The 26018-nt window shown below is 67.0% G+C and carries 26 protein-coding genes and 2 pseudogenes; 13 read left to right on the top strand and 15 right to left on the bottom strand.

Going from position 1 to position 26018, the window contains the following annotated elements:
* The 8 genes from LDO54_RS32135 to fliR all read left to right on the top strand — a co-directional run.
* The coding region (locus tag LDO54_RS32135; protein WP_224015698.1) for a flagellar hook-length control protein FliK at positions 1-475 on the top strand (475 nt) is incomplete at its 5' end.
* A 517-nt stretch (positions 476-992) separates the two neighbouring features.
* Positions 993-1493, top strand: coding sequence for a flagellar basal body-associated protein FliL (gene fliL / locus LDO54_RS32130; protein WP_224015695.1), 501 nt, complete (start codon positions 993-995; stop codon positions 1491-1493).
* 45 nt (positions 1494-1538) lie between these two features.
* Positions 1539-2540 carry a flagellar motor switch protein FliM gene (fliM, locus tag LDO54_RS32125; RefSeq protein WP_224015703.1) on the top strand — a complete coding sequence of 334 codons (1002 nt, stop codon included), beginning with the start codon at positions 1539-1541 and terminating at the stop codon, positions 2538-2540.
* Positions 2533-3003: a flagellar motor switch protein FliN gene (fliN, locus tag LDO54_RS32120; protein WP_224015692.1), complete on the top strand. Its 471-nt coding sequence runs from the start codon at positions 2533-2535 to the stop codon at positions 3001-3003. Before fliM ends, fliN begins: the two co-directional genes overlap by 8 nt.
* The gene (fliO, locus tag LDO54_RS32115) at positions 3000-3608 is read left to right on the top strand and encodes a flagellar biosynthetic protein FliO (protein WP_224015690.1); all 609 of its coding nucleotides are present in this window, start codon (positions 3000-3002) and stop codon (positions 3606-3608) included. Before fliN ends, fliO begins: the two co-directional genes overlap by 4 nt.
* 42 nt (positions 3609-3650) lie before the next feature.
* Complete coding sequence (gene fliP / locus LDO54_RS32110; RefSeq protein ID WP_224015688.1) at positions 3651-4439, top strand: flagellar type III secretion system pore protein FliP; 789 nt, start codon at positions 3651-3653, stop codon at positions 4437-4439.
* A gap of 10 nt (positions 4440-4449) precedes the next feature.
* Positions 4450-4719 carry a flagellar biosynthesis protein FliQ gene (gene fliQ / locus LDO54_RS32105; RefSeq protein WP_224015686.1) on the top strand — a complete coding sequence of 90 codons (270 nt, stop codon included), beginning with the start codon at positions 4450-4452 and terminating at the stop codon, positions 4717-4719.
* 37 nt (positions 4720-4756) lie between these two features.
* The gene (gene fliR, locus LDO54_RS32100; RefSeq protein ID WP_224015683.1) at positions 4757-5548 is read left to right on the top strand and encodes a flagellar biosynthetic protein FliR; all 792 of its coding nucleotides are present in this window, start codon (positions 4757-4759) and stop codon (positions 5546-5548) included.
* A 94-nt stretch (positions 5549-5642) separates the two neighbouring features.
* On the opposite strand, the gene flgL is transcribed toward fliR, so the two are convergent.
* From flgL to LDO54_RS32040, 12 genes and pseudogenes are all read right to left on the bottom strand, one after another.
* The gene (gene flgL / locus LDO54_RS32095; RefSeq protein ID WP_224015681.1) at positions 5643-6884 is read right to left on the bottom strand and encodes a flagellar hook-associated protein FlgL; all 1242 of its coding nucleotides are present in this window, start codon (positions 6882-6884) and stop codon (positions 5643-5645) included.
* A gap of 11 nt (positions 6885-6895) precedes the next feature.
* Entirely contained in the window at positions 6896-8893 is a 1998-nt protein-coding gene (gene flgK, locus LDO54_RS32090; RefSeq protein ID WP_224015680.1) for a flagellar hook-associated protein FlgK, read from the bottom strand.
* Between the two features lie 386 nt (positions 8894-9279).
* Positions 9280-10035, bottom strand: coding sequence for a flagellar brake protein (locus tag LDO54_RS32085; RefSeq protein ID WP_224015678.1), 756 nt, complete (start codon positions 10033-10035; stop codon positions 9280-9282).
* Positions 10036-10443: 408 nt separating this feature from the next.
* Positions 10444-11447: pseudogene (gene flgJ, locus LDO54_RS32080) on the bottom strand (flagellar assembly peptidoglycan hydrolase FlgJ).
* Between the two features lie 15 nt (positions 11448-11462).
* Positions 11463-12662 carry a flagellar basal body P-ring protein FlgI gene (locus tag LDO54_RS32075; RefSeq protein WP_224015674.1) on the bottom strand — a complete coding sequence of 400 codons (1200 nt, stop codon included), beginning with the start codon at positions 12660-12662 and terminating at the stop codon, positions 11463-11465.
* A complete protein-coding gene (gene flgH, locus LDO54_RS32070) occupies positions 12656-13369 on the bottom strand; it encodes a flagellar basal body L-ring protein FlgH (protein WP_224015671.1) in 714 nt (237 codons plus the stop codon). The genes LDO54_RS32075 and flgH overlap by 7 nt, the downstream gene beginning before the upstream one ends.
* 65 nt (positions 13370-13434) lie before the next feature.
* Positions 13435-14223, bottom strand: coding sequence for a flagellar basal-body rod protein FlgG (gene flgG / locus LDO54_RS32065; protein WP_224015669.1), 789 nt, complete (start codon positions 14221-14223; stop codon positions 13435-13437).
* 54 nt (positions 14224-14277) lie between these two features.
* On the bottom strand, positions 14278-15036 hold the full coding sequence (flgF, locus tag LDO54_RS32060; protein WP_224015667.1) for a flagellar basal-body rod protein FlgF: 759 nt from the start codon (positions 15034-15036) through the stop codon (positions 14278-14280).
* Positions 15037-15068: 32 nt separating this feature from the next.
* Positions 15069-16304 carry a flagellar hook protein FlgE gene (flgE, locus tag LDO54_RS32055; protein WP_224015664.1) on the bottom strand — a complete coding sequence of 412 codons (1236 nt, stop codon included), beginning with the start codon at positions 16302-16304 and terminating at the stop codon, positions 15069-15071.
* A gap of 23 nt (positions 16305-16327) precedes the next feature.
* Positions 16328-16975 carry a flagellar hook assembly protein FlgD gene (locus LDO54_RS32050; protein ID WP_224015702.1) on the bottom strand — a complete coding sequence of 216 codons (648 nt, stop codon included), beginning with the start codon at positions 16973-16975 and terminating at the stop codon, positions 16328-16330.
* 208 nt (positions 16976-17183) lie between these two features.
* The gene (gene flgC, locus LDO54_RS32045) at positions 17184-17609 is read right to left on the bottom strand and encodes a flagellar basal body rod protein FlgC (protein ID WP_224015663.1); all 426 of its coding nucleotides are present in this window, start codon (positions 17607-17609) and stop codon (positions 17184-17186) included.
* A gap of 72 nt (positions 17610-17681) precedes the next feature.
* Positions 17682-18185 (bottom strand): flagellar basal body protein, encoded by a 504-nt coding sequence (locus tag LDO54_RS32040; protein WP_224015661.1) that lies wholly within the window; start codon positions 18183-18185, stop codon positions 17682-17684.
* A gap of 226 nt (positions 18186-18411) precedes the next feature.
* On the opposite strand from LDO54_RS32040, the gene flgA reads away from it, so the two are divergent.
* The 3 genes from flgA to LDO54_RS32025 all read left to right on the top strand — a co-directional run bounded on the left by flgA (position 18412) and on the right by LDO54_RS32025 (position 20775).
* A complete protein-coding gene (gene flgA / locus LDO54_RS32035; RefSeq protein WP_224015659.1) occupies positions 18412-19773 on the top strand; it encodes a flagellar basal body P-ring formation chaperone FlgA in 1362 nt (453 codons plus the stop codon).
* 147 nt (positions 19774-19920) lie between these two features.
* The gene (flgM, locus tag LDO54_RS32030; RefSeq protein ID WP_224015657.1) at positions 19921-20286 is read left to right on the top strand and encodes a flagellar biosynthesis anti-sigma factor FlgM; all 366 of its coding nucleotides are present in this window, start codon (positions 19921-19923) and stop codon (positions 20284-20286) included.
* A 42-nt stretch (positions 20287-20328) separates the two neighbouring features.
* Positions 20329-20775, top strand: a complete 447-nt coding sequence (locus LDO54_RS32025; RefSeq protein WP_224015655.1) for a flagella synthesis protein FlgN — start codon at positions 20329-20331, stop codon at positions 20773-20775.
* A gap of 210 nt (positions 20776-20985) precedes the next feature.
* Here LDO54_RS32025 and LDO54_RS32020 read toward each other — a convergent pair whose 3' ends face one another.
* The 3 genes and pseudogenes from LDO54_RS32020 to flhF form a co-directional block, all read right to left on the bottom strand.
* Positions 20986-21717: an RNA polymerase sigma factor FliA gene (locus tag LDO54_RS32020; protein ID WP_065065662.1), complete on the bottom strand. Its 732-nt coding sequence runs from the start codon at positions 21715-21717 to the stop codon at positions 20986-20988.
* A 429-nt stretch (positions 21718-22146) separates the two neighbouring features.
* Positions 22147-22929 (bottom strand): annotated as a pseudogene (locus LDO54_RS32015) (MinD/ParA family ATP-binding protein); the annotation flags it as partial.
* Positions 22922-25024 (bottom strand): flagellar biosynthesis protein FlhF, encoded by a 2103-nt coding sequence (flhF, locus tag LDO54_RS32010; RefSeq protein WP_224015652.1) that lies wholly within the window; start codon positions 25022-25024, stop codon positions 22922-22924. The gene flhF and the pseudogene LDO54_RS32015, both read right to left, overlap by 8 nt.
* 384 nt (positions 25025-25408) lie before the next feature.
* Between flhF and LDO54_RS32005 the strand changes: the two genes are divergently transcribed.
* Both LDO54_RS32005 and LDO54_RS32000 read left to right on the top strand, forming a co-directional pair.
* Complete coding sequence (locus LDO54_RS32005) at positions 25409-25747, top strand: type II toxin-antitoxin system Phd/YefM family antitoxin (protein ID WP_224015650.1); 339 nt, start codon at positions 25409-25411, stop codon at positions 25745-25747.
* Positions 25695-26003 (top strand): Txe/YoeB family addiction module toxin, encoded by a 309-nt coding sequence (locus LDO54_RS32000; RefSeq protein ID WP_224015648.1) that lies wholly within the window; start codon positions 25695-25697, stop codon positions 26001-26003. The genes LDO54_RS32005 and LDO54_RS32000 overlap by 53 nt, the downstream gene beginning before the upstream one ends.
* Positions 26004-26018: the final 15 nt, after the last annotated feature.

Raw genomic sequence — 26018 nt, 5'->3', positions numbered from 1 at the left:
GGCTTCGGCCACGCTCGCGCCGCAGGTGGGCACGAGCGACTGGGAAGACGCGCTCAGCCAGAAGGTCGTGTTCCTGTCGAGCGCGCACCAGAGCTCGGCGGAACTCACGCTCAACCCGAAGGATCTCGGCCCGCTGCAAGTGGTGCTGCAAGTCTCGGAGAACCACGCGCACGCCCTCTTCGTCTCGCAGCACCAGCAGGTGCGTGAGGCCGTCGAAGCGGCCCTGCCGAAGCTGCGCGAGCAGATGCAGGAAAACGGCATCGGCCTCGGCAGCGCGAGCGTCAGCGACGGCTTCTCGCGCCAGATGAACCAGCAGGCGCAGCAGGACAGCGGCAACGGCTCGGGCAGCGGCTCGCGCTCGTCGCGTTCGGGCGGCAGCAGCCTCGCGTCCGGCAGCAGCGCCGACGACGCGATCGGCAGCACCACCTCGGCGCCCACCACGCGCACGGTCGGCCTGATCGACACGTTCGCCTGAGTGCCATAAAACCCGGCGGCGCGGCCAGAGACCGTCATCGGCGGTCATACGGGCTCATGCGGGCTCATGCGGGGTCATGCGGGGTCATGCGGGGTCATGCGCGGTTAGAAGCGCTCATCGGCACGGCCAGCGGCGCACGCAGCGCCGCCGGCCGTTTTTTACACGCCGGGCCCGCCGGGCTTTCACGCTTCCACGCTCGATCGCCTCTGATCGAACCCCATCACGCGCCGATCGTCGGGCATCGCTCTCCAACATGATGCGAGCGCGCCCCGGCGCCCGCGATGCCGCGCGCATCGGCGCTTTCGGGCACGCGCGCCGCACCCGCGACAAAACCACGAGATAGCCGGAAATCCCCCGTCTATTCCTCCCTTCGCTGTAAGGCAAAAGCCGGAACAATGCAGGCTGCCGGGATTGATGACGCACGCGGCGCGCGAATTGCGCGAAGCGCCGGACGTTCTCCCGACCCGACGGCCCCACACTCGGCCCCAACACCGCACCACCCAGGCTTACGACCGACATGGCGACCACGACCGCAAAAGATCAAGCTGCGCCCCAGGGCGCGAAACCCGGACCGCTCAAGCGCATCCTCCTCATCGTGATCATCGCGATCCTTGCCGCTGGCGCCGCCGGCGCGGGCGTGTGGTTCTTCATGTCGCGCCATCCGGCCGCCGCCACGGCGAGCGCACCGCCGCCGCCGCCGCTGCCGGTCTACTACGCGCTCGAACCGATGACGGTGAACCTGCAGTCCGACGACGGCGACACGCACTATCTGCGCATCGGCCTCACGCTCAAGCTCGACAGCCAGGCGACCCAGGACGCGCTCGTCTCGCATATGCCGGAAATCCGCAGCCGCGTGCTGCTCGCACTCTCGAACAAGCATCCGTCGGACCTCGCGCCGCTCGACGGCAAGCGCGAACTCGCCACCGAGCTGGCCGCGCTGATCTCGAAGCCCTCCGACCCGCACGGCGAGCCCGCCAAGGTCGAAGACGTGCTGTTCACCGAATTCGTCGTGCAGTAACGCCATGCACAGCGCGCAGATATCCGGGAGCCTCGCATCATGAGCATGGGTGGTCACGACGAGTTCATGTCGCAGGAGGAGGTCGATGCCCTCCTCAAGGGCGTCACCGGCGAAGTCGACAGCGACTCCAGCTCGTCCGAAAAGCAGGGCGTGCGGCCCTACAACATCGCGACGCAGGAACGCATCGTGCGCGGCCGGATGCCCGGCCTCGAAATCATCAACGAGCGTTTCGCGCGGCTGTTGCGCGTGGGTGTCTTCAACTTCATGCGCCGCACCGCCGAGATTTCCGTCGGCCCGGTGCGCGTGCAGAAGTACAGCGAGTTCACCCGCAACCTGCCGATCCCGACGAACCTGAACCTCGTGCATGTGAAGCCGCTGCGCGGCACCTCGCTGTTCGTGTTCGACCCGAATCTCGTGTTCTTCGTGGTCGACAACCTGTTCGGCGGCGACGGCCGCTTCCACACGCGTGTGGAAGGCCGCGACTTCACGCAGACCGAGCAGCGCATCATCCAGCGCCTGCTGAACCTCGTCTTCGAGCACTACACGACGGCGTGGAAAAGCGTGCGCCCGCTGAGCTTCGAATACGTGCGCTCGGAAATGCACACGCAGTTCGCCAACGTCGCGACGCCCAACGAGATCGTGATCGTCACGCAGTTCTCGATCGAATTCGGCGCGACGGGCGGCACGCTGCACATCTGCATGCCGTACTCGATGATCGAGCCGATCCGCGACGTGCTCGCCTCGCCGCTGCAAGGCGAAGTGCTCGACGTGGACCGCCGCTGGGTGCGCGTGCTCTCGCAGCAGGTGCAGGCCGCCGAAGTGGAGCTCACCGCCGATCTCGCGCAGGTGCCCATCACGTTCGAGCAGATCCTGAACATGAAGAAGGGCGATGTCCTGCCGGTCAACATTCCCGAGCACATCGTCGCGAAGGTCGACGGCGTGCCGGTGATGGAATGCGGCTACGGAATTTTCAATGGTCAATACGCGTTGCGGGTCCAGAAGATGATCAGCGCAGCCGACACGATGAAGGAAGGTGGATATGAGTGACGTGAACGCCACGCAAGGCGAAGAACCCGTGCTCGAAGCGGGTCAGGAAGCCGCGGCCGATGTGCCGGGTTCGGGCGCCGATGAGGCGTCGCTGGACGACTGGGCGGCCGCGATGGCCGAGCAGAACAGCAACGACGTGCCGGCCGCCGCGCCCGCCGCCGTGTTCCAGCCGCTCTCGAAGGTCGACCAGAACTCGACGCGCAACGACATCGACATGATTCTGGACATTCCCGTCCAGATGACCGTCGAACTCGGCCGCACCAAGATCGCGATCCGCAACCTGCTGCAACTCGCGCAGGGTTCGGTCGTGGAACTCGACGGCCTCGCCGGCGAACCGATGGACGTGCTCGTGAACGGCTGCCTGATCGCCCAGGGCGAAGTGGTGGTGGTGAACGACAAGTTCGGTATCCGTCTGACCGACATCATCACGCCGTCCGAACGGATCCGGAAGCTGAATCGATGAAACCGGCCGCCGTGCCCGCAGCGCGCTTCGTTCGCGCGCGCCGGACGTTCCACCTCGCGCTCGCGCTGGCCCTTTCGGGCGCGGCGAGCGCAGCCGGCGCGGCCAACGCCGCCGATCTGCAGGCCGTGAACAAGGCGACGCAGGCGGCGCAGAACGCCTCGAACGCTTCGGCGGTCGTCGCGGGCAGCGCGGTGCCGGCGCTCGGTTTCGGCGCGCTGCTGCAAACGGTGTTCGGACTCGCGCTGGTGATCGCGGTCGTGTTCGGCTGCGCGTGGCTCGCGCGGCGTCTCGGTTTGCAGCACGGCCCGAAAAACGCGCTCGTCAAAACCGTCGGCGGCGCTTCGCTCGGCGGCAAGGAGCGCGTGGCCGTGGTCGAGATCGGCGACACCTGGCTCGTGCTCGGCGCGGCGCCCGGCAGCGTGCGCCTCCTGCACACGATGCCCGCGGGCGAATTGCCCGCCGCGAATGCGGCCCACGCAGCCAATGCGGCCAATGCGGCAACGGGCGGCCCCGCCCTGCAAGGCAGCTTCGGACAGCGCTTTCGTGACGCGCTGAAACACGAAGCCGGCAAACGTTTCAAGCGTCACGACGGCGGAGCGCAGTAAATGCACGGCCGTACCCTTCACGACGCGCCCTCGTCCTCCCTCATGACTTCCGTAAAGTTCTCGCGCGCGGCGCTGCCCGTCGCGCTCGCATTCGGCGCGGGCGCCGTGGCGCTGATGCTGCCGCATCTGGCGCACGCGCAAGCCGCCGCCGGCCCGCAAGGCCTGCCGGCCTTCACCACGAGCCCCGGCGCCGCCGGCGGAACGACCTACTCGCTGAGCGTGCAGACGATGCTGCTGCTCACGATGCTGACGTTCCTGCCCGCGATGGTGCTGATGATGACGAGCTTCACGCGCATCATCATCGTGCTCTCGCTGCTGCGCCAGGCGCTCGGCACGACCACCACGCCGCCGAACCAGGTGCTCGTGGGCCTCGCGCTGTTCCTGACGCTGTTCGTGATGTCGCCGGTCATCGACAAGGCCTACAACGACGGCTACAAGCCCTTCTCCGCCGGCACGCTGCCGATGGAGGAAGCGGTCACGCGCGGCGTCGCGCCGTTCAAGACCTTCATGCTGCGCCAGACCCGCGAGTCCGATCTCGCGCTGTTCGCGCGCATCGCGCACGCGCCGCCGATGCAGGGCCCCGAGGACGTGCCGCTCACGCTGCTGGTGCCCTCGTTCATCACGAGCGAGCTGAAAACCGGCTTCCAGATCGGCTTCACGGTGTTCATTCCGTTTCTCATCATCGACATGGTGGTGGCGAGCGTGCTGATGTCGATGGGTATGATGATGGTCTCGCCCGCGACGATCTCGCTGCCCTTCAAGCTCATGCTGTTCGTGCTCGTGGACGGCTGGCAACTGCTGATCGGCTCGCTCGCGCAGAGCTTCACCTGAGGACCCGACGATGACGCCCGAAATGGTCATGACGCTCTCGCATCAGGCGATGTACGTCGCCCTGCTGCTGGCCGCGCCGCTGCTGCTCGTCTCGCTCGCCGTGGGTCTGATCGTGAGCCTGTTCCAGGCCGCCACGCAGATCAACGAAAGTACGCTCTCGTTCATTCCGAAGCTCATCGCGATCGCGGTCACGCTGGTGATCGCCGGTCCGTGGATGCTCACCACCATGCTCGACTACATGCGCCACATGTTCACGAGCATTCCGTCGCTCGCGGGCTGAGGCCCGCCCCGCCGGGCGCCGCCGCGCATTCCTCACGATGTTCACCGTCACCTACGCGCAGCTCAACGGCTGGCTCACCGCGTTTCTCTGGCCGTTCACGCGCATCCTCGCGCTGATCGCGGTGGCGCCGATCGTGGGCAACCGCTCGGTGCCGATGCGCGTGAAGATCGGCCTCGGCGCCTTCATCACGCTGATCGTCGCGCCCACGCTCGGGCCGATGCCGCAAACCACGGTGTTCTCGGCCGAAGGCGTGTGGATTCTGGTCAACCAGTTCCTGATCGGCATCGCGCTCGGCTTCACGATGCAGATGGTGTTCGCCATCGTGACGGCCGCCGGCGACCTGATGGGTCTCGGCATGGGCCTCGGCTTCGCCTCGTTCTTCGATCCGCAGGCCAATAGCACCACGCCCGCGCTGTCGTCGTGGCTCAACATGATGGCGATGCTCGCCTTCCTCGCCTTCGACGGCCATCTGCAAATGATCGCCGCGCTCATGCAGACCTTCACGAGCGTGCCGATCTCGGCCAACGTGCTGTCCGGCAACGGCTACCGGCTGCTCGCGGAGTGGGGCGCGACGGTGTTCAACGCGGGCCTGCTGCTGTCGCTGCCCGTGGTGGTGGCGCTGCTCATCACCAATCTCTCGCTCGGCATTCTCAACCGCGCCGCGCCGCAGATCGGTATCTTCCAGATCGGCTTTGCGATCACCATGCTCGTCGGCCTGCTGCTGATCATGGCGATGACGCCGAACATGATTCCCTACTTCGCGCGCCTGATCGACGGCGGGCTGGAGCAGATGGGCCGCGTGGCGGCCGCGCTCAAGCCGGCGGCCTGAATCCGCGCGCGGCGCTAAAGACACAAAAGACACAAAAGAAAACGGCGGTGCGCTTCTCGCGCACCGCCGTTTTGCGTTTCCGAACCCGCGCGTCTTACGGGTTGATGTACTGGAACAGCGAGAGATTCTGCGTGGCCGCGAAACTCTTCTGCGAGGCCGACAGCGCGTTCGAGATCTGCTCGTACAGCGAGATCGCCGCGGTCATGTCGGTGTCCGTGAGATCGCTGAGGTTCGACGTCGTCTGCAGCGAGTTGGTCGACGTGACGGCCTGCAACGCCTTCACTTCCTGCTCGCGGCCGCCCACCGAAGCCTGCGTCGTGATCACGCTCGACAGCGAGTTGCCGATCGAGGTGAGCGCGGTCGTCAGCGCGTTCGTCTGCGTGGCCTTCGCGGCGACGTCGCCGTTGACCGGCGTCTGCAGCGCGGCGATCGCGTTGTCGATGCTCAGGAACATGTCGCTGTTCTGCGGGTCCGTCGCCGGCGTGATCGAGAACGAGTCGCCGTTCGCGGGCGTGCCCGTGACCGTCACGTTCATGCCGCTGCCGAGCGCGATCGCCTGGCCGTCCGTGTAGGGCTGGTTCGACGAGAGCGCCGTCGCGGGCGAGGTCGAATTGTCCATCACCGAATACGTGAGCGAGCCGCTCGCGTCGCTGAACTGGATCGACAGACTGTGATTGTTGGTCGCCTGCGTGGTGTCGGTCACCGTGACGCCGCCGATCACACCCGTGCCCGTGTTCGCCGTGTTGCCGCGCGTCACCGCCGACGAACCGACCGCCGACACGCTCTGGAACACCGACGAACCCGTGTCGCTGACCGCGATCGTGCGCGAACCGGCCACCTGGATCGTGCGCTGGCCGCCGTCGCCGTTGTAGGTCACGCCGCCGCCGCTCTTGTTCGCGAACACCGCCGTGGTGCTCTGGAAGCCGGAGAACAGATAGTTGCCCTGGCCGTCCGTGGTGTTGGCGAGCGTCAGCAGCTGGTTGCGTTCGCCTTGCAGCTGCTGCGCGAGCGCCTGGCGGTCGGAGTCGTTGAGCGAGCCGTTCACCGCCGACTGAAGCTGCTGGTTGATGCTGTGCAGCGTGCTCGTGATGCTCGTCAGCGTGGAGTCTTCGAGCTGCAGCGTCGACAGCGCGGTGGTCTGGTTCGACGCGTACTGCGAGAGCGTCGCGCCCGTGGCCGAAAGCTGCACGGCCTGCGCCGCGCCGAGCGGATTGTCGGCCGGATTCGCGATGGCGATACCGGTCGAAATCTGCTGCTGCACGTTGAGCATCTGGGACTGCTGGTTCTCCATCGTCGACACGCTGGAGCTGTAAATCTGGGAAGTCGCGATACGCATGGCTCAGCGCCTCACTGGAAAATGCCGATCAGGGTCTGGAACAGCGACGCCGCCGTCTGGATCACCTTGCTGTTGGCCTGATAGAGCTGCTGGTACTGCAGCAGGTTGGCCGCTTCTTCGTCGAGGTTCACGCCCTGCACCGACTGCTGCTGCGAGGTGAGCTGCGTGACGAGCGAGGTCTGCGACGTGCTCGACGCCTTCAACTGGCTGGCCGTGTTGCCGATCGAGTTCACGTAGTTCGAGTACGCGTTGGTCAGCGTCTGCGAGTTCGTAAACGACGTGCCCGAGGTCAGGTTCGCGATCGCCAGCGCGTTGCGGCCGTCCTGCGCCGCGCCGGAGTTCTGCGCGATCGTGAAGGTGTCGCCGTTCGCGGGCGCCCCCGTGAGCGTGAAGCTCACGTTGTTCATGTCGGTGCCCGTGCTCGACGCGATCGCGATGGTCGCGCCCGTGGTCGAGTCGTACGGGACCGTGGTCGTGCCCGTCGCGTCGATCGTGTAGGTCGTCGGCGTGCTGGAGCCCGGCACCGTCACCGTGATCGTCGAGTTCGCCGGGAAGCCCGAGAGCGAGCCCGTCGACGAGTCGTAGGTGAGCGTGGTCGGCGTCGAGGAAATCGTGTAGCCCGAGGTCACCGCGCCTTGCGTGACCACGGCCGTACCGGTGTTCGTGGTGGGCGCCGAGACCAGCACGGGCGAAGCCGCCGCGATCGCCGAGGGATCGCTGGTCGCCACCGCGAAGGTGTCGAGCGCGCCCGCCGTCGGATTGATCGAGTACGAATCGCCGTTCGCCATCGTGCCCGTCATGCTGACGGACACGCCGCCGCCCGTGAGCGGGCTGGTCGTGCTCGGCTGCGTGGTCGACGAACCCACGACCGTGTTGGTCGTGGTGTCGGTCAGCGTCCACGTGCCGCTCGAATACGAGACCGTGAAGTTGTCGGTCGGCGGGCTCGTGGGATTCGTGAGCGAAGCCGAGACCGTCGCGGTGCCGGTGTTGTTCAGGTTGCCCGTGACGACCGGCGCACCCACCGTGAAGAGGTCGCCGCCCGCCGCGCCGCCTTGCGTGAGGCCGAGCGCGTTCTGCGCGTTGACCTGCGCCGCGAAGCTGGTGGCGATCGCGCCGAGCTGCGCTTCGGCCGGATCGAGCGTGCCCTGCATGAACGACACGAGGCCGCCGACCGTGCCGCCTTGCAGCGCCGCGCTGGTGAGCGGCTGCGCGGCGGTGGTCGAGCCCGGCAGGCCTTGCCAGGCCACCGTCATCTCGGTCGGATTGGTGCTCGACGGCTGCGTCGTCAGGTTGTAGTTCTGGCCGCTCACCACGAGCGGCTGGCCGTTGCCGAGGAACAGGCTGTAGCCGCTGCTGTTCTGCACGACCTGCACGCCCACGAGCTGCGAAAGATTCGACACCGCGAGGTCGCGCTGGTCGAGCAGCTGGTTCGGCTGCTGGCCCGACGCGCTCGCCGTGGCGATCTGCGTGTTGAGCTGCGCGATCTGCTGCGTGTAGGTGTTGATCTGCGAAACGGCGTTCGTCAGCTGCGTGTTCACGCTCTGGCGCAGCGAGTCGTACTGCTCGCCGGCGGCGTTGATCTGGTCGGCGAGCGACTGCGCGTCGGACAGCGCAGTCTGGCGCGTCGCCGTGCTGTCCGGCGAGTTCGACACGTCCTGCAGACCCGAGAAGAACGACGTGATCGACGATGCGATGCCCGAGGTCGGGCTGCCCACGAGGTTCGACAGCTGGGTGGCGAGCGTGTACGAAGCCGTCAGCGCGCTGTTGGTCGACTGCGCGTTGTTCAGCGACGTCGTGATGTACTGGCTATAGGCGCGCTGCACCGTGGCCGTGTTGACGCCGGCGCCGATGTAGCCGCTGCCCGAATTTTGCCCGTTCGCCTCGGTGAACACCGCCTTTTCCACGTTGTAGCCCGCGGTGGACGAATTGCTGATGTTCTCGCCAGCCGTGGCGATACCGATCTGGGCCGACTGCAAGCCGCTCAGGCCGATCGAGAAAATGTTGGACATGCATGATCCTCATGAACGGCCGTCGTCGGATTGATCGCTCGGGCCGCGTGGGTGAACCCCTTTTATAACGGCAGCGCGAGGCGAAAATTAAGCGTAAGGATCGGGAATTTCGCGCAGAAAACGTTTGCCCGGAACGCTCGCGAAGCGCGCGTGGGCAGGACGATGCGCGAGGCATGCGCGGCGGCGGCGTGCAACAACGTGCGGCAGTCCGAAACGACTGGCGCAAACGTGCTTGCCGTGGAGCGCCACGTCGAGCGCAGGCGCCGTCGAGGCGCTCTTTCAGACCTCGTTCGAGGCCCTTTTTAACGGTGTATCCCGATACTGCCGCCGCACTGCCGCGGCGATACGAAGGCGGCGCGCGCAAGCTCCGGCGCGCCGCCGACGCATCAGGCGCGCTGGAACGCGCGCCGCTTCATCTCGAGTTGCGTGATGTAGCGTTGCAGGCTGTTTTCCGCCGCGCCGGGCAGCGCCTCGAAACGGAAGCCGAGGTGATAGCGGCGGTCGCCGTTCGGCAGATCGACGAAGCGCAGCACGGCCAGCGCCAGATCGACGCGCAGCGTGCCTTGCGAGCGCAGATCCAGCTCCACGTCGCGGATCGTCAGGCCCATCTGGAACTCGGCCGCGCGCGGGTCGGTCGTGCGCAGACCGATGCCGCCGAGCGACAGGTCGTGCACCTCGAACTGGAAGCGCAGGCCGTCCGCCGGCAGCGCGCCGCGGCACAGGCACGGTTCGAGCACGGGCGTATCGACGCGGAAATACTCGCGCCGCTGCACGTAAAAGAGCACCTCGGGGAAGCCGGCTTCGAACGCGGGCCGCCCTTCGAACTCGGTCTCGCGCGGCGCGCCCGTGGAAAACTCGACGCGCACGCCGTCGGGCGAGGCATGGAACTGACATTCCTGCGCCGCCAGCACCTCGCGGTTCTGCTCGGGCAGCGCGCCCCAGTCGAACGTGAAGGTGCGCTCGCGCGTATTGACGTCGAGGATGCGCGTGACCAGCTGGCCGCCGCGGTATTGCAAGGTGAGGAAATCGCCCCGGTTGGCGAGGTTGCGCAACTGCACCCCGACTTCCAGCGGATTACGCCGGCCAAAGTCGGTGCCTTCGCCCTCGGAGGCTTCCTGTTGATTCGAATGAACGGTATTCATCGGCCTGCCGGAATTTCGTGGACATGCCGGCGCGCGACGGACTGCCCGCTGCGCGCCGTCCGGGCGGTTCTGCCGCCCTTGAATCTTTTCGATCTCGCCTGCATTAGCGGCAGGCTGACGCGGAAATTTAGGGCTTGGCCGTAAAAAAACTGTGTTGCGGCGCACATTTCGCCCGCGCTGATGCGCGGATCGTCGCGCAACGTGCGCGCATCCGGCGCGCATCGTCGGCGAGGGAACGTTTGCATGACGCCAACGCGCGCCGCTCGGGCATGGCCCGGCAAGTCCCCAAAAAGCAGGGCGACGTACGCAAACGCGGCCGCGCGAGGCGCGCCGCGTTGCAGTCGATGCGGGCTGAGTACGCCGCCCGCGCGCGCTGTAAAACGGTAAATCGAAGCCGATCGGCGCCGATCAGACCATCTGCTGCATGATCGACAGCAGCTTTTTCGCGTAGTGCGGATCGGTCGCGTAACCGGCGCGCTGCATGCCGTGCGCGAAGCTCTCGGCGCTGTGCGAGCCGTTGATCACCGACGCGTAGCGCGGGTTGTTCTTGAGCATGCTCGCGTAATCGGTCATCGCGTCTTCGTACGAGTCGTAGGCGCGGAACTTCTCGGCCACGCGCTGCGGCTTGCCGTGCACGTATTCGGTCGTCATGGTCGTGACGGTCTTGCCGGTCCAGTCCTTGGTCGCCTTGATGCCGAACACGTTGTGGCTGGTACTGCCGTCCGCCTTCATGATCTCGCGCTTGCCCCAGCCCGACTCCAGCGCGGCCTGGCCGACGATGAAGCGCGCCGGAATGCCGGTCGCCGCGCTCGCCTGCTGTGCGCCGGTGGCGAGCTTGTTGACGAAGGCGTCGACCTTGTCGTCGCCGTTGCCGCGCATCGCCGGCGTGAGCGCGCTGTTCGCGTCCCAGCCCTGGCCCTTGCCGAGCGCGCCATTGGCGGCGGCGTTGCCGTACGCGCGGCCGAGTGCGTTGAGCATCGCGAGGTTGCCTTCGCTGCCGCTGCCGCCCGCGCCCGAGAGACCCTGCATCGCGCCGGCGATGCCGCCCGCGCCGCTCGATCCGCCCGCGCCGTCCATGCCCGCCTGGCCGCCCATGCTGCGCATGAGCTGCTTGATCATCGCGTTCGCGACGCCGACGCCCTTGTTCGACATCTGCTGCGCGAGCTGCTGATCCATCATCGAGGTGAACTGCGCGCCGTCCTTCGAATCGAGCGGGCCGTCGTCGGGCGTCGCGTCGCGCATGCTCTTGAGCATCATCTGCGTGAAGACCGCGTCGAACTGCTTCGCGGCCGCCTTCACGCCCTGCTGCGGCGAAGCGTTCGCGGCGGCGCGCATGGCGTCGAAGCCCTGCACGTCGAGCGCGAAACGGTTGGTCAGGTCGAGGCCGCCGCTGCCGCCGAGTTTCGAGTTATCCATTGTTCACATCCTTAGATAATTTCGAGGTCGGCACGCAATGCGCCCGCCGCCTTCATCGCCTGGAGGATCGACATCAGATCCGCCGGCGTTGCGCCAAGCGCATTGAGCGCCTTCACGACTTCCGCGAGATTCGCGCCCGCCGTGACGAGTTTGAGCGATCCATTGTCCTGCTTGAGCTGGATCTGGGACTGCCGCGCCGCCACGGTCTGGCCGTTCGAGAACGCGCCCGGCTGGCTCACCGCCGTCTGCGTGTTCACGACCACCGAAAGATTGCCGTGCGCCACCGCGCAGCTTTCGAGCGTGACCATCTGGTTCATCACGATCGAGCCGGTGCGCGCGTTGAGGATCACCTTCGCCGCCGGCTGCGCCGGGCGCACGTCGAGATTCTGGATCTGCGCGATGAAACCCACCTGCGAGGCCGGATCGCTCGGGCCGCGCACCTGGATCGTGCGGCCGTCGACCGCTGCCGCCGTGCCGTCGCCGAACAGGTTGTTGACCGCCGCCACGATGCGCTGCGTCGTGTCGTAGTCCATGTCGTTGACTTCCATCTGCAGGATGCCGCCCTGCTGCGCGACCGGCGAGGGCACCGCGCGCTCGACCGTCGCGCCCGCCGAGATGCGGCCAGCCGCGAGCTGGTTCACCTGCACGCGGCTGCCGTTGGCCGACGCGCCCGCGCCGCCCACCGCCACGTTGCCCTGCGCGAGCGCGTAGACCTGGCCGTCCGCGCCCTTGAGCGGCGTGAGCAGCAGCGTGCCGCCGCGAATGCTCTTGGCGTTCGCGAGCGACGACACCGTCACGTCGATCTGCTCGCCGGGGCGCGCGAACGGCGGCAGCGTCGCCGTGACGATCACCGCCGCCACGTTCTTGAGCTGCATGTTGTTCAGCGTCTGCGAGGAGCCCGACGAGCTCGACGTGTTGTTGATCGAGATGCCGAGGTTCGCGAGCATGTTCGCGAGCGTCTGCGTCGTGAACGGCGCCTGGGTGGTCTGGTCACCCGTGCCGTCGAGACCCACCACGAGGCCATAGCCGATCAGCGGGTTGTCGCGCACGCCGGCGAAGGTCACGAGGTCTTTGACGCGCTCGGCGCGCGCGGGCGTCGCGTAGGCGAGCAGCGCGCCGCACGCGAACACGAAACCGGCCGCGACGCCGAAGGCGGCCAGCAGGTCTTTCACGCGCGAGCGGCGCGTGCGTTGGAAACGGATCTTCACCATGGCGCGACATTCAGGAAAAAGCGTTGCAGCCAGCCCATCGTCTCGGCTTCGTCGATCACGCCCTTCGCGGAGTATTCGATCTTCGCGTCGGCGACGTCGGTCGAGAGCACGGAGTTGTCTCCGGCAACAGTGTTCGGATTCACGACGCCCGAGAAGCGCACGTATTCATTGCCCTGGTTGATGAGCATCTGCTTTTCGCCCGACACCACCAGGTTGCCGTTGGGCAGCACGTTCGTGACCGTCACGGTGATCACGCCCGTGAACGTGTTCGAGGCGTTCGCGCCGCCGGTCGCGTCGAACTGGTTCGCGCCCGTGGCCGAGAGGTTCGCGCGCGAGAAGAAGCCCGGCGCGAAGCCCGCGACCGGCACGCTGAAGGCCGTGCTGCCGCCACGCTTGGTGTTGGCGCCCGAGGACTTCGTCGCGTTGATGTTTTCGGAGATGACGATCGTGAGGATGTCGCCGGTGTTACGCGGACGCTGATCCTCGAACAACGGACGGCCCACGTAGCCCGGGTTGTAGATCGAGCCCGGCGAGCTGTTGACGGGCGGCGCCGGCGGCAGCGCCGTCATCGGCTGCTGCACGATCGGCTGCCGGTTGGGGATATAGGCGCAGCCCGAGAGCGCAGCGAGCGCGACCGCCGCCACGGCGACGTAAGTCGCCTGACGCCGCGCGCCTGCGCGAAAGTTGAATTGAACGGACTGGCCCATGCTCCTCACCACTTCGATTCCGTGTTGCTGTTGCTACCGTTTGCCTGACTTCGATGCCGCGGTCATCAGACCTGCATCTGGCTCAGCGTCTGCAGCATCTGGTCGGACGTCGTGACCGCCTTGCTGTTGATTTCGTACGCGCGCTGCGTCTCGATCATGTTGACGAGTTCCTGCACGACGTTGACGTTCGACGATTCCACGTAGCCCTGATTGAGCGAGCCCGAGCCGTTCAGGCCCGGCGTGGTGACCGTGGGCGCGCCCGAGGACGCCGTTTCCGACACGAGGTTCTGGCCGTTCGACTGCAGGCCGGTCGGGTTGATGAACATGGCGAGCTGCAGCGAGCCGATGGTCGTCGCGTTGGCCGAGCCCGGCGTCGTGATCGTCACCACGCCGTCGCTGCCGATGGTCAGCGAGGTCGCGTTGGCGGGCACCGTGATCGCCGGCATCACCTGGTAGCCGCTCGACGTGACGAGCTGGCCCTGCGAGTTGGTCTGGAACGAGCCGTCGCGCGTGTACTGCGTCGTGCCGTCGGGCATCTGCACCTGGAAGAAGCCCGCGCCGTTGATCGCCACGTCCTTCGAGTTGCCGGTCTGCTGCAGGTTGCCCTGCGTGTAGAGACGCTCGGTCGCGACCTGCTGCACGCCGGTGCCGACCTGGCTGCCCGAGGGCAGTTCGGTGGTCTGCGTGGAGTTCGCGCCCGGCTGACGCAGCGTCTGGTACATGAGGTCCTCGAACACCGCGCGCGAGCCCTTGAAGCCATTGGTGCTCACGTTCGCGAGGTTGTTCGAGATCACGTCCATCTGCGCCTGCTGGGCGTTCATGCCGGTGGCGGCGATGTAGAGCGATCGGTTCACGGTGTATTTCTCCCGGCGCGGCGTCTGCTGTAGAGCCCGCAGCCTTTAAATGTCTTAGCTGAAGTTGAGCAGCTGGTTCGCCGACTGCTCGTTCTGGTCGGCGTTCTGCAAGAGCTTCGTCTGCATCTGGAACTGCCGGGCGTTGGTGATCATCGAGACCATCGCGGCCACCGGATTGACGTTGCTGCCTTCGAGCGATTCCGTCGCGATCTGGACCGACTGGTCCGCGTCGGCCGGATTGCCGTCGCCGGTGTGAAACAGGCCGTCGTCGCCGCGCGTGAGCGAGCCCGCGGGCGGGTTCACGAACTTGATCTGGTCGATCATGGCGATGGCGCTCGCGGGGCTGCCCGGCGCGATCGCCGAGACCGTGCCGTCCGAGCCGATCGTGACCGCCGAACCCGGCGGCACCGCGATCGGGCCGCCGCCGCCGATCACCTGCAGGTTGTTGGCCGTGACGAGCTGGCCGTTTTCGTCGACGTGCAGGTTGCCCGCGCGCGTGTACGCCTCGTTACCGTCGGCGGTCTGCACGGCGATGAAGCCGTTGCCCTGCACCGCGATATCGAGCGGATTGCCGGTGCGCGAGATCGCACCGGGCGTCATGTCGGAGCCAGGCGTCGCCGAGAGCACGAAGGTGCGCGTGGTCGAGTCGTTGACGGTCGAGCCGTCGCCGAACGACATCGGCACGGAGCGGAAATTCGCGAGCTGCGCGCGAAAGCCCGTGGTCGAGACGTTCGCCAGGTTGTTCGCGACGACGGCTTGCTGCTCGAGCGCCTGGCTCGCGCCCGTCATCGCGGTATAGATCAGTCGGTCCATGATGTGCCCGGTGCGTTAATGGCGTGGCGCGCTTACATCTGCAGCAGCGTCTGGTCGACGGTCTGCTGCGTCTTGATGGTTTGTGCGTTCGCCTGATAGTTGCGCTGTGCCGTGATCAGGTCGACGAGCTGGTTCGTCAGGTCGACGTTCGACGACTCCACCGCGCCGCCCGTGAGCGAGCCGTGGTTCGTGCTGCCCGGCACCGACACCTGCGCGACGCCCGAAGCCGAGGTCGCCGCGAACTGGTTGCCGCCGAGGTTCTGCAGGCCGTTCGGGTTGTTGAAGTTCGCGAGCACGATCTGGCCGAGCGTCATCGTCTGGCCGTTCGAGTAGTTGCCCGTGATCGAGCCGTCGGCGCCGATCGAGAAGTTCGACAGCGTGCCGCTCGGGTAGCCGTCCTGGTCCAGATTGTTCACGCCGTTGGCGCTGCCGTACTGCGTCGAGCCGGTGACGTCGAGCGTGATCTTCTGGTTGGTCGCCGAACCGTCGGTCGGGTTGATCGTCAGCGAGAGTTCGCCGAGCGTGGTCGCGAGGCCCGCGGAGTCGGTCGTGCCCGTCAGGTTGCCCGACGAGTCGTACGTCATCGAGCCGACCAGCGAGGCGTTGCCCGTGGTGCCCGCGTAGACGTCCCACTGGCCGCTCGTCGCGTTCTTCACGAAATACATGTTGACCTGCTGCTTGCCGCCGAGCGAGTCGTACGCCGTGACCGAGGTCGAGTAGTTGTACGTGTTCGAGTCGGTTTCCGAGAACGGCGTGGCGGTCGGCGTGGTCGACTGCGCGTTCAGGTTGACCTGCGCGGTGATCTTGCTGGTCGTGACCGGCGCGATGTTGGTCGTCGGGACCTGGATCGGCACCGTCTGCGCCGTGTTGACGACGCCCGTGCTGTCGGCTGCGTAGCCCATCAGGTCGTTGCCGGCCGCGTCGACGATGTAGCCGCTCTTGTTGAGCTGGAACACGCCGTTACGCGAGTACGTGATCGTGCCGTTGTTCGACATCTGGAAGAAGCCGTTGCCGTTGATGGCGACGTCGAGCGCCTGGCCGGTCGTGGTGATCGTGCCTTGCGAGAAGTTCTGCTGCACTTCGGAGAGCGCCGCGCCGAGACCGATCTGCGTGTTGACCGAGGTCGCGATGGTGTTCGCGTAGACGTTCGCGAACTGCGCCGTGCTCTGCTTGAAGCCGACCGTGTTGGCGTTGGCGATGTTGTTGCCGATCACGTCGAGGTCGTTCGACGAAGCGGCGAGTCCGCTCAAACCTTGCTGATAGCCCATGAGTTTCTACTCCGCTTTGTCGTTTAAAGAATGCCGGCCACGTTCGAAAGCGCGACCGTCTTGCCGTTGGCGAGCGACAGGCTCGCGGTGCCGTCCTGCTGCTGGATGACGGCCTGGACCTTGCTCGCCACGAGCGCGGTGGCCGTGGCGGCCTGCCCGTTGATCGTCGCGCTGGCCGTGACCGTGTAGTCGCCGTCGGCGACCGTGGCGCCCGACGCGTCCGTGCCGTTCCACGTGATCGGCACCGTGCCGGCCGACTGCGCGCCGAGGTCGAGCGTGTTGACGACCTTGCCCGCGGAGTTCGTGATCGTGAGCTTGACGTCCGAAGCCGCCGACGTGAGCTGCACGCCGAGCTGCGGCGCCGAGCCGCTCGACACCGTCGCGGTCGTGCCCGATGCCAGCACGGTCGAGCCGATCAGCAGCGCGGCCTGGGCGTTCTGGCCGGCCGACAGCTGCGTCGACAGCGACGTCAGCGAGGTGTTCAGGTTCGCGATGCCCGAGACCGTGTTGATCTGGGCGAGCTGCGAGGTCATCTGCGAGCTGTCCATCGGATCGGTCGGATCCTGGTTCTTGAGCTGCGCGACGAGCAGTTGCAGGAAGGTGTTCTGCAGATCGCTGCCGCTGGTGCCGCTCGTGCCGCTCGACGACGACGTCGACGACGTGCCGTTCATGGTGTCGAGCAGGGACTGCGACACGGTGGCGGAACTGCCGCCGATGGTGGTGCTGCTGGAAGTCAACGCGTTCTCCTCGGATACGCCCGGCTAACTGGGTAGCGTGTGGTCTGTGGTGTAGTCTCGTGCCGCGTTTCGCCGCGGCCCCGGACGCCTGTTCAGGGGTCTTCTTTACGTGCCCGAATTACGGGGCGCTTCAAGTGCCGCTTCAAGTGCCGATGGTGAGGGTCTTGAGCATCAGCGTCTTCGCGGTGTTCAGCGTCTCGATGTTGGCCTGATACGAGCGCGACGCCGAGATCATGTTCACCATCTCCTGCACCGGGTCCACGTTCGGCATCGTCACGTAGCCTTCCGCGTTGGCGGCGGGATTGTCCGGGTCGTAGCTCTGCTTCATCGGCGTCGGGTCGTCGATCACGCCCGTCACCTTCACGCCGCCCACCTGCTGGCCGGACGCGCTGCGCGCGCCGCCGAGCGGATCGACCGCGAACACCACCTGCTTGGCCTTGTAGGGCTGGCCGTCGGGGCCGGTCGTGCTGTCCGCGTTGGCGAGGTTGGACGCCGTCACGTTCAGGCGCTGCGATTCCGCCGACATGGCGGACCCGGCAACGCTGAAGATATTCATCAGGGATGGCATGGTTTCGGTGACCTCACAAAATGCTGCTGTGTGTTCTTACTTGGCGTGCGGCTGGTGGCTTGCGAGCCCGGGTTACGAGCCCGACTGGATCGCCGAGAGCATCGTCTTGATCTGGCTCGACAGCACGGTCATGCCCGACTCGAAGTGCAGCGCGTTGTCCGCGAACTGCACGCGTTCGGTGTCGAGGTCGACCGTGTTGCCGTCGAGCGCGGGCTGCGTCGGGTTGCGGTACATCACCGCGCTCGAATACGCCTCGGTCGGGCCGCCCGTCGCGACCAGCTTCGCGTTGCCGGGCATATGGCCCGCTTCGGTCGACGCCATCGACATGCCGGTCGTCACGCCCGCGGGCTGCGCCATCACGAGCGGCTGGAAGTTGCCCGCCGCGCCGCCGCCCGACGTGCCCGCTCCAGCCTGGCGCAGCGCGCCGGCGAGCGAGGACGAGAAGTCGACGTCGCGCGCCTGGTAACCAGGCGTGTCCGCGTTCGCGATGTTCGACGAGATCAGCGCCTGGCGCGTCGCGCGCACATCGAGCGCTTCGCGTCCGAAGGCGAATTCGGCATCGAGTTTGTCCAGCATCGGGCGTTCTCCGTTACACGAAATGAAAGGCTGCGCCGGGCATGCAACACGCATCCGTCCGGTGGATCGGCCGCGCAGGCCTTTTCGCATGGAGAGGAATAGTAGGCGGGTGACGCAAGAACCAATCGGACGAATAGCCGGTAAAGCCCCCCTCTATTCGACGTTAGCGAGCGGGGAGCGACGCCTAGAATGCGATGCGTGTCAATGCAATGGATGGAGAACGACGATGCCGCAGACTGCCCACCCGAACGCGCGACGCGCGACGGCGCACCGGCACGCGCGCGGCCGTTCGCAGCGCCTCGCGGCCGCCACGGCGGCTTTGCTGGGCGCGATGAGCGCGATCAGCGCAATGACCTTCGCGACGGCGGCGCGGGCGCAGAGCGATGCGTCGGCTTCGTCGGGCGCATCCGGTCAGCAGATCTATATCGCCGGTCCCGGCGACCGCGCGGGCTCCGATGCCGCGAAGATGAGCGCGATGCTCGCGCAGCCCGCCAGGGCCGCCGATCCGGCCGCCAACGCGAAGGCTTACGCCGACCGCGCCGCGCTGCTCACGCGCAATAACGCCGGGTCGAGCGCGCAAGCGCGCGCCGAAGCCGAGGCGCAGCAGCCCGGCATGATCACGATTCCCGGCGCGGGCGAGCGCGGCAACGCCGCCGCGCAGAACGACGCGCCCACCATCGTCACGGTCGGCGCATCGGGCGCCGCGAGCACGCCGCAACGCGCGGTCGCGCCCGTGGTGGTGCAGGCCGCGCCGCGCGTCGTGCAGCCGAATGTTCCTGCGGTCAATGCCAACGCAACGAACACCTACGCGAATACCAGCGCGAATACCAACGCGAACACCCGCGCCAACGGCGCGATCATGCGCGCGAGCTACGCGCCGCGCGCCGCTGTCAACGCGAACGGCAACGCCGCCGCGATGAACGCCGCCGCGCAGGCGCAAGCGCAAGCCGCGCAAGTGCCCCCGGGCCAGGAAGACGGCGAGCGCATCCGCGCCACCGCGCTCGCGTTTCTGCAGCAGCAGTCGGCGGGCTTGCCGGGCAAGGTCAACGTGACGGTCGGGACGGTGTTCCCGCGCGGCCTCGCGGCCTGCGCCGCGCTCGAACCGTTCATGCCGCCGGGCGCGCGCATGTGGGGCCGCACGACCGTGGGCGTGCGCTGCGTCGGCGCGAAGCCGTGGACGCTCTACGTGGTCGGCCGCGTCGCGGTCGACGTCACCTATTACGTGGCCGCGCGCCAGATCAACGCCGGCGAGGCGCTGTCCGCCGCCGACTACGTGCCGCGCGACGGCGACCTCGCGAGCCTGCCGCAGACCATCATCACCGATCCCGATCAGGCCAACGGCGCGGTCGCGCTCATGCGCATCACGCAAGGCCTGCCGCTGCGCTCCGACATGCTGCGCAGCGCCTCGTCGGTGGTCATCGGCCAGACGGTCAAGGTGATCGCCGTGGGCACGAATTTCACGATTTCCTCCGAAGGCAGCGTGCTCAACAACGCCGCGCCCGGCCAGATGGTGCGCGTGCGCACGCCAAACGGCCAAATCATCAGCGGTGTCGTCAAGGACGCGTCCACCGTGCAGATCCAGATTTAGGGTCGAAATCGCGATCGGAAAGGTGAAAAACGGGACCTCCGGCCATGTGCGCCAGCACACGTAACAGCATGTAACGTCGGGATATTTGCGCTAAAGTTCGCGCCGCGCCCGCCGTTATCAAAGGCATACGGATCAGGAAGCCCCATCGTGAACATCGACACCTCCAATCGCAACGACGCGCGTCCGCTGCAAGACGGCCTGGCGCGTACCGGCCAAGGCGATACCGCGAGCGCGATTGGCGCCAGCAACACGGCGTCCGCCAGCAGCACGCCGGCCGCGAACACCGCGGCGGCAGGCAGCACGCGCGGCGACGCCAACGTGAGCCTTTCCTCGCTTTCCTCGACGCTGCGCTCGGCGCCGTCGAGCGATAGCGCCGACATCGACATGGACCACGTCCAGTCGATCAAGGACGCTATCAAGAACGGCACGCTGCAGATCGACACCGGCAAGATCGCCGATGGCATTCTCGACACGGCGCGCGGCCTGATCAAGCAGCCGGCAACGGGCAACTGATCGCCGGCGCCGGCCCGCAACCCGCTTTGACTGGTGGTACCGATGAAAGACGCCCTGCTCGCCACACTGATCGACGAACACGCCGCCGTTGAGGCCTTCGCGTCGCTGCTCGCCTTCGAGGAGAAGGCGCTCACGTCGACCGACGGCATGGACTCGCTGCCGCAGATCGTCGAGCAGAAGACGACGCTGACGCAGCGCCTCGCCGGTCTCGAAAAGGTGCGCGACGCGCAGCTGGCCGGTCTCGGCCTGCCGGGCGGCCGCAAGGGCATCGAGCTGGCCTGCGACGGCGACACGCGTCTCGCGGGCCAATGGGCGCTGCTCAAGGGCTCGACCGAGCGCGCACGCCGCCAGAACCTCACCATCGGCATGATGATCCGCACGCGCATGGAACATAACCGTCGCGCACTCGCGATCCTGCGCGGCGAGACCAATACGGGCGCATCGATGCTGTACGGCCCCGACGGCAGACTGCCTGCGTTCGGGCTCTGAGCCTGGACGGATTCGCGCGGCACGACGCTGCGCGAAGCGACGAAAAAAGCCGAAGCGGTCTGCTTCGGCTTTTTTGTTTTTGGGCTTCCGTGCGGCGTGCGCTGCGCGCCTTCGCGCCTTCACTCCTTCACGCGCCCGTCATTCACGCGCGCATAAAAAAACCGGAGCGCTTTCGCACTCCGGCTCTTACCTCTCTGAACTACGCCGCCGTCAATTCTCGGTGCCGGCCCAGGACATCTCGCGCAGACGCGTACGCAGACGCGCTACCGCCTGGCTGTGCAGCTGGCACACGCGCGACTCGCTGACTTCCATCACCGCGCCGATCTCGCGCAGGTTCATGCCGCGCTCGTAGTAGAGCGACATGAGCAGCTTCTCGCGCTCGGGCAGACGCTCGATCGCTTCGACCAGCGCGCCGCGCAGGCTGTCGTCGAGCAGCGCCGACAGCGGATCCGAATGATCGACGCAATAGCGGTCGAGGAACGGCTCGTCCTCGGCGGAACGGTCGAAGTCTTCGTAATAGATCAGCTGGCTGCCATGCAGATCCTGGAGCATCGACTGATACTCGTCGAGCGGCATGCTCAGATGGTCGGCGATCTCGGTTTCGCTCGCCGAGCGTCCGAGCCGCTGCTCCACCTGATGCACGGCGCTCTCCACCTCGCGCGAGGTGCGGCGCAGGCTGCGCGGCAGCCAGTCGTTGCTGCGCAGCTCGTCGAGCATCGCGCCGCGAATCCGCTGGCTCGCGTAAGTCTCGAACTGCGCGCCCTGGTCTTCCTTGTAGCGGTTGGCCGCATCCATCAGACCGATCATGCCGGCCTGGATGAGGTCGTCCAGATCCACGCTCGCGGGCATCTTCGCCACGAGCTGCAGACCCAGACGCCTGACCAGCGGCGCGTATTTCGCGAGGACATCGGCCTGCGAAATTTTTCCTTGAGCGTTATACATCATGCTCTCCTGCTTCTCTTTTCCCTTGCTGCACCTGTCGTCCGCCGCACGTCATGCGTGCTGCGGCGCGGGGCGCTGCACGGGCGGGTCCGCCCGCCATCCGGCGTGGGCCGGCGCGGGCGCGGATGGGACGCCTGTGACGGTCGAAACGAATGATTCGGTTGTTTGTGCTGCCTGCGCGCCTGCCGCCTGTGCGCTCGCCAGCGCCGAAACGGCGGCGGCGGCCACGCCGGCGGGCGCGGTCCCGACGATCGGCGCGCGCGCTGCGCCCGCCGTGCCGGTCTGTCCTGCCGATACCGATGCCGACGCATTCGCCGACACCGCAGCGGAGGCCGCCGCCGCGCTCGCGCGCGCCGCCTTGACCTCGGCGTCGGACGACGCCACCGCTTCGGCGAAATCCGCCGCCGTGGTCGAGCGCGCCGACAACGCCGGACGCATCGGCCAGTGCGGCAGCTCGGCGGCCACGTGGCGGAAATCGCGCGCGGCGGCCGTCGAGGGGAACGCATCGACGATGCAGCGCGACAGTTGCACCGCGCGCGGCATGTGCGGATCGGCGGCCACGCAACCGGCGTTCTCGAGCGAGACCGTCAGGTAGCGGCTGGCCACGCCCGCAAGGTTGTCGAACGCCGCCTGCGCGTCGGTCGCGCTCGCGACATGGTTCGCGAGCACGCGGAACTGGCCGATCGCATGCGCGAAATGCAGCCGCTTCATGCACGCGTAGGCATCGGTGATCGCCTGCGCGGCGACGCGCATGACGATCAGCACGTCGTGCGCATGCATCGCGAGCGGCGAGAGCGCGCCTTCGGCGTCGAGCTCGGCATCGATGAGCACGATGTCGGCCGGACCGGTCAGCACCTTGTTCAGTTGCGCGCTGGTGTACTGCGAGCGGTGCTCGCGCGAGGCGGCCAGCACGCGGAAGCCGAGCGCGTGACGCCCTGCGGCTTCGTCGAGCCCCATCTCGCCGCGCATCACCGCCGCGAAGTTGCCCGCACCGCGCACGCCGCCGAGCAGCGCGCTAACCGAGCGCTGCCCGAGACATTCGTCGATGACGAGCACGTCCTTGCCATGGCCGGTCAGCGCCGCCGCAAGATTGATCACGGCAGTCGTGCGTCCCGGCGCGCCGGGTCCACCCGTCACCGCGATCACGCGCGAACCTTCGCGCGCAAGCAGGCGCCGCAGGCCCTCGGCCTGATCGATCACGAACTTATCCAAACCGGACCTCGGGTGCTTGCGCGTTCGAACGATTCGACAGCGCGGAGAGCAATGCAGGAATGTCGTCCTCGTGCGGCACGAACGGCGAGCGGTCGCGCGGCACGCAGAAGGCGCTGCGAATCAGGAAGCGGCGCGTGGCCACGTACAGGTTCTCGGGCACCTTCTGGCCCGTCGAGACGTAATGCACCGGCAGCTTGTAGCGCAGGACCGTGTCGAGCGTGCTGCCGAGGTTGGTCGCCTCGTCGAGCTTGGTGAGAATGCAGCCGGTGAGCGGCGAATTGTCCGGGCCGCTCTGGTAGGCCTGCACGACTTCGTTGAGCGTGTCGCCGTGGTTGGTCGCCGAGAGCAGCAGCAGACGCCGCACCGGACGGCCCGCGCCGCACAGCATGGCGATCTGGTCGGCCACGGCGCGGTCGCGCTGGCTCATGCCGATCGTGTCGATCAGCACGATGTGCTTGTTCTTGAGTTCAGTGAGCGCGAGTTGCAGATCCGCGCCGTCGCGCACCGCGTGCACGGAAACGCCGAGGATCTTGCCGAAGATGCGCAGTTGCTCATGGCCGCCGATACGGTAGCTGTCGGTCGTGAGCAGCGCGACCTTGCTGGCGCCGAAGCGCATCACGCAGCGCGCGGCGAGCTTGGCCGTGGTCGTGGTCTTGCCGACGCCCGTCGGGCCCATCAGCGCGAACACGCCGCCGCGCTCCATCAGCGCTTCTTCGTCCTCCAGCACCGGCAGGTTCGATTCGAGCACGGACTGCATCCATTCCATGCCAGCTCCTTCGGTTTCCACGTCCGGCAGGCGCTCGATCATCATCTTGACGAGCTGCGCCGAGAAACCGGCCGCGAACAGCTGCTTGGTGAGCGCGCCCTGCACCGGGCTGCGGCGCTGGCGCTCGCCCCAGAGCAGGCCCGCGAACTGTTCTTCCATCATGCCGCGCATGGAGGCCAGTTCGTTCATCACGGTTTCGTTGACGACCTGCTCGATGCGCGCGCGAATCGCTTCGCTGACGTTCGCCGCCGTGGTCGCGGACTTCGCGCCGTCTTCGTCGGGCCACGGACCGGCGGCGTCGGCGCTCTGGCCGATGCTGCGGGCCGCGCGGCGCGCCGCGACGTGAGCCGCCTTGAGCGCCCACTCGGGCTGCGTGGCGTCGACGTCGGCCGGATGCACGGGATCGGCGGTCGTGCCGAAGCCGCGCGCCATCGCGGCGGCGGGCGTCAGGCCCGGCGCGCGCGTGTCCTGGCCGTTCTGCTGATTGGCGATGCGGCGCGCGTGGTCGATCAGCCAGGGATTCGTCTCGGCCATCGTGCGCGGCGCGTTCGATTCGAGGAACGACTGCGGGAACGACTGCGAAACCGCCTGTTCGAGCAGCGACGCGGCGTCGCGCGCCGAAGCCTGGCTTGCGGGCGCGGCCTTCAGCGTGCCGAACGGCTGCGTAGCGTGTTGCGATTGCATCGACTGCATGGCCTGCGCGGTCGGCGGCATCGTCGACTGCTGCGCGTGCTGGCCGGCGGCGGCGCGCGACGCGGCGAACGGCTGCGCTGAGCTTTCGGGCGTGTCGTTCGGCGCGGTCTTGGCTTGAATCGATTGGGCGAGCGAGACGCCGGCGTCGTCGCCGTTATCGGCGTCGGCGTGGTCGTCGGCGGCTGCGGCCGAGGGGTCCGCGCCCACTTCCGGGCTCGCGCCGAACACCGACGAAAACACGTCCGGCATGCCGCTCGCGTAGGGATTGCCCGCCGAAGCCGTCGGTGCCGACGAAGTCGACGAAGTCGACGAAGCCGACGAAGCCGACGAAGCCGACGAAGCCGAAGGCAGCGCCGGACGCGAAGGCTTTTGCGCGAGACCCAGCGCCGCCTGCAACTGCGAGCCTTGCTGCGAACCGCCGAAGGGCAAACCGCCGAACGCCGCGCTCAGGGGCGAGCCAGCCGCAGCCTCGGCGGGCGCGATGGCCGCGAGGTCGCTGTCGGCGAGCGCGACGATCTCGACGCTACCGTCGTCGAGCGTGCGGTTCGACAGCACGACGGCGTCCGCACCGAGCGCTTCGCGCACGAGGCGCAAAGCGTCGCGGCTGTTGCCACCGATGAATTTGCGAATGTTCAAGCTAAGCCCCTGATTGAGGTGAGCGGCCTGGCGCCGCCGGTCGATTGCTGTGGAGCGCTGCGGGCCGCGCGCCGCGCATGCCCTTCTCCGATGTTGGAATTATTTCGAAGGTGAGCCCTTCACGATCGGTGGATCAGGACGGGGAAATGTGGGTAATTCGGGGGATGGGGCGCGCGCACGGTGCCGGGCGGCGGCGCGCGGATCGAGCGGCGCATGGCGCGGCAAGGCGTGGGACGCTCATGGCCTCGGGTGCGCGGCGCGTGGTCGCGGCGCAGCCGTATCGACCAAATAAGCGACTAACCAGTTGACCTATAATCAGGTCGATTGATCGGTGTCACTGGGCGCCGAAGTCGCTTTGTTCGCTTCTACGTGGGACTCCGCAAAATGGAACGCATTCTGGCAAGCACATCGATCGGCATCAGCGAGTTAAAGATGAATCCCATGGCAACCATCGAGAAGGCCCAAAGCCCTGTCGCCATCCTCAACCGCAACAAGCCGGTCGCCTATCTGATACCGGCAAGCGCGTGGGAGGCCATCTGTGACCGGCTCGAAGACTTCAACGGCCTGCAGGAAAGCCTGCATCTGCTCGGGTCGCCCGAGAACGCCCAGCGCCTGTCCGAATCCATCGCCCAGTTCAAGGCCGGCCGCACCGCGCTGCGAGGGCTGATCGATGAGTCAGCAGAAGAAGGCGCGCAACAAGCACAAGGCGGCAAGCGGCGTTAAGGTCGCGTGGTCCGACCACGGCTGGAACGACTATCTGCACTGGCAGAAAACCAACATGGCGATCGTCCGTGAAATCAACGGACTGATCGAGGAAATCGCGCGCGATCCGTTTCGTGGAACCGGCAAGCCCGAACCGCTCAAGGGCAGTCTCACCGGCTTCTGGTCGCGTCGCATCACGCAGGCGGACCGGCTCGTTTACCTCGTCCAGGAAGGCGTGATCTACGTCATGCAGTGCCGCTTTCACTACGAGCGATAAGGCCGCGACGATGCA

The sequence above is a fragment of the Paraburkholderia tropica genome, from assembly GCF_914484835.1.
Taxonomy (GTDB): Bacteria; Pseudomonadota; Gammaproteobacteria; order Burkholderiales; family Burkholderiaceae; genus Paraburkholderia; species Paraburkholderia tropica_A.
This window is presented reverse-complemented; position numbering and strand designations above follow the sequence as displayed.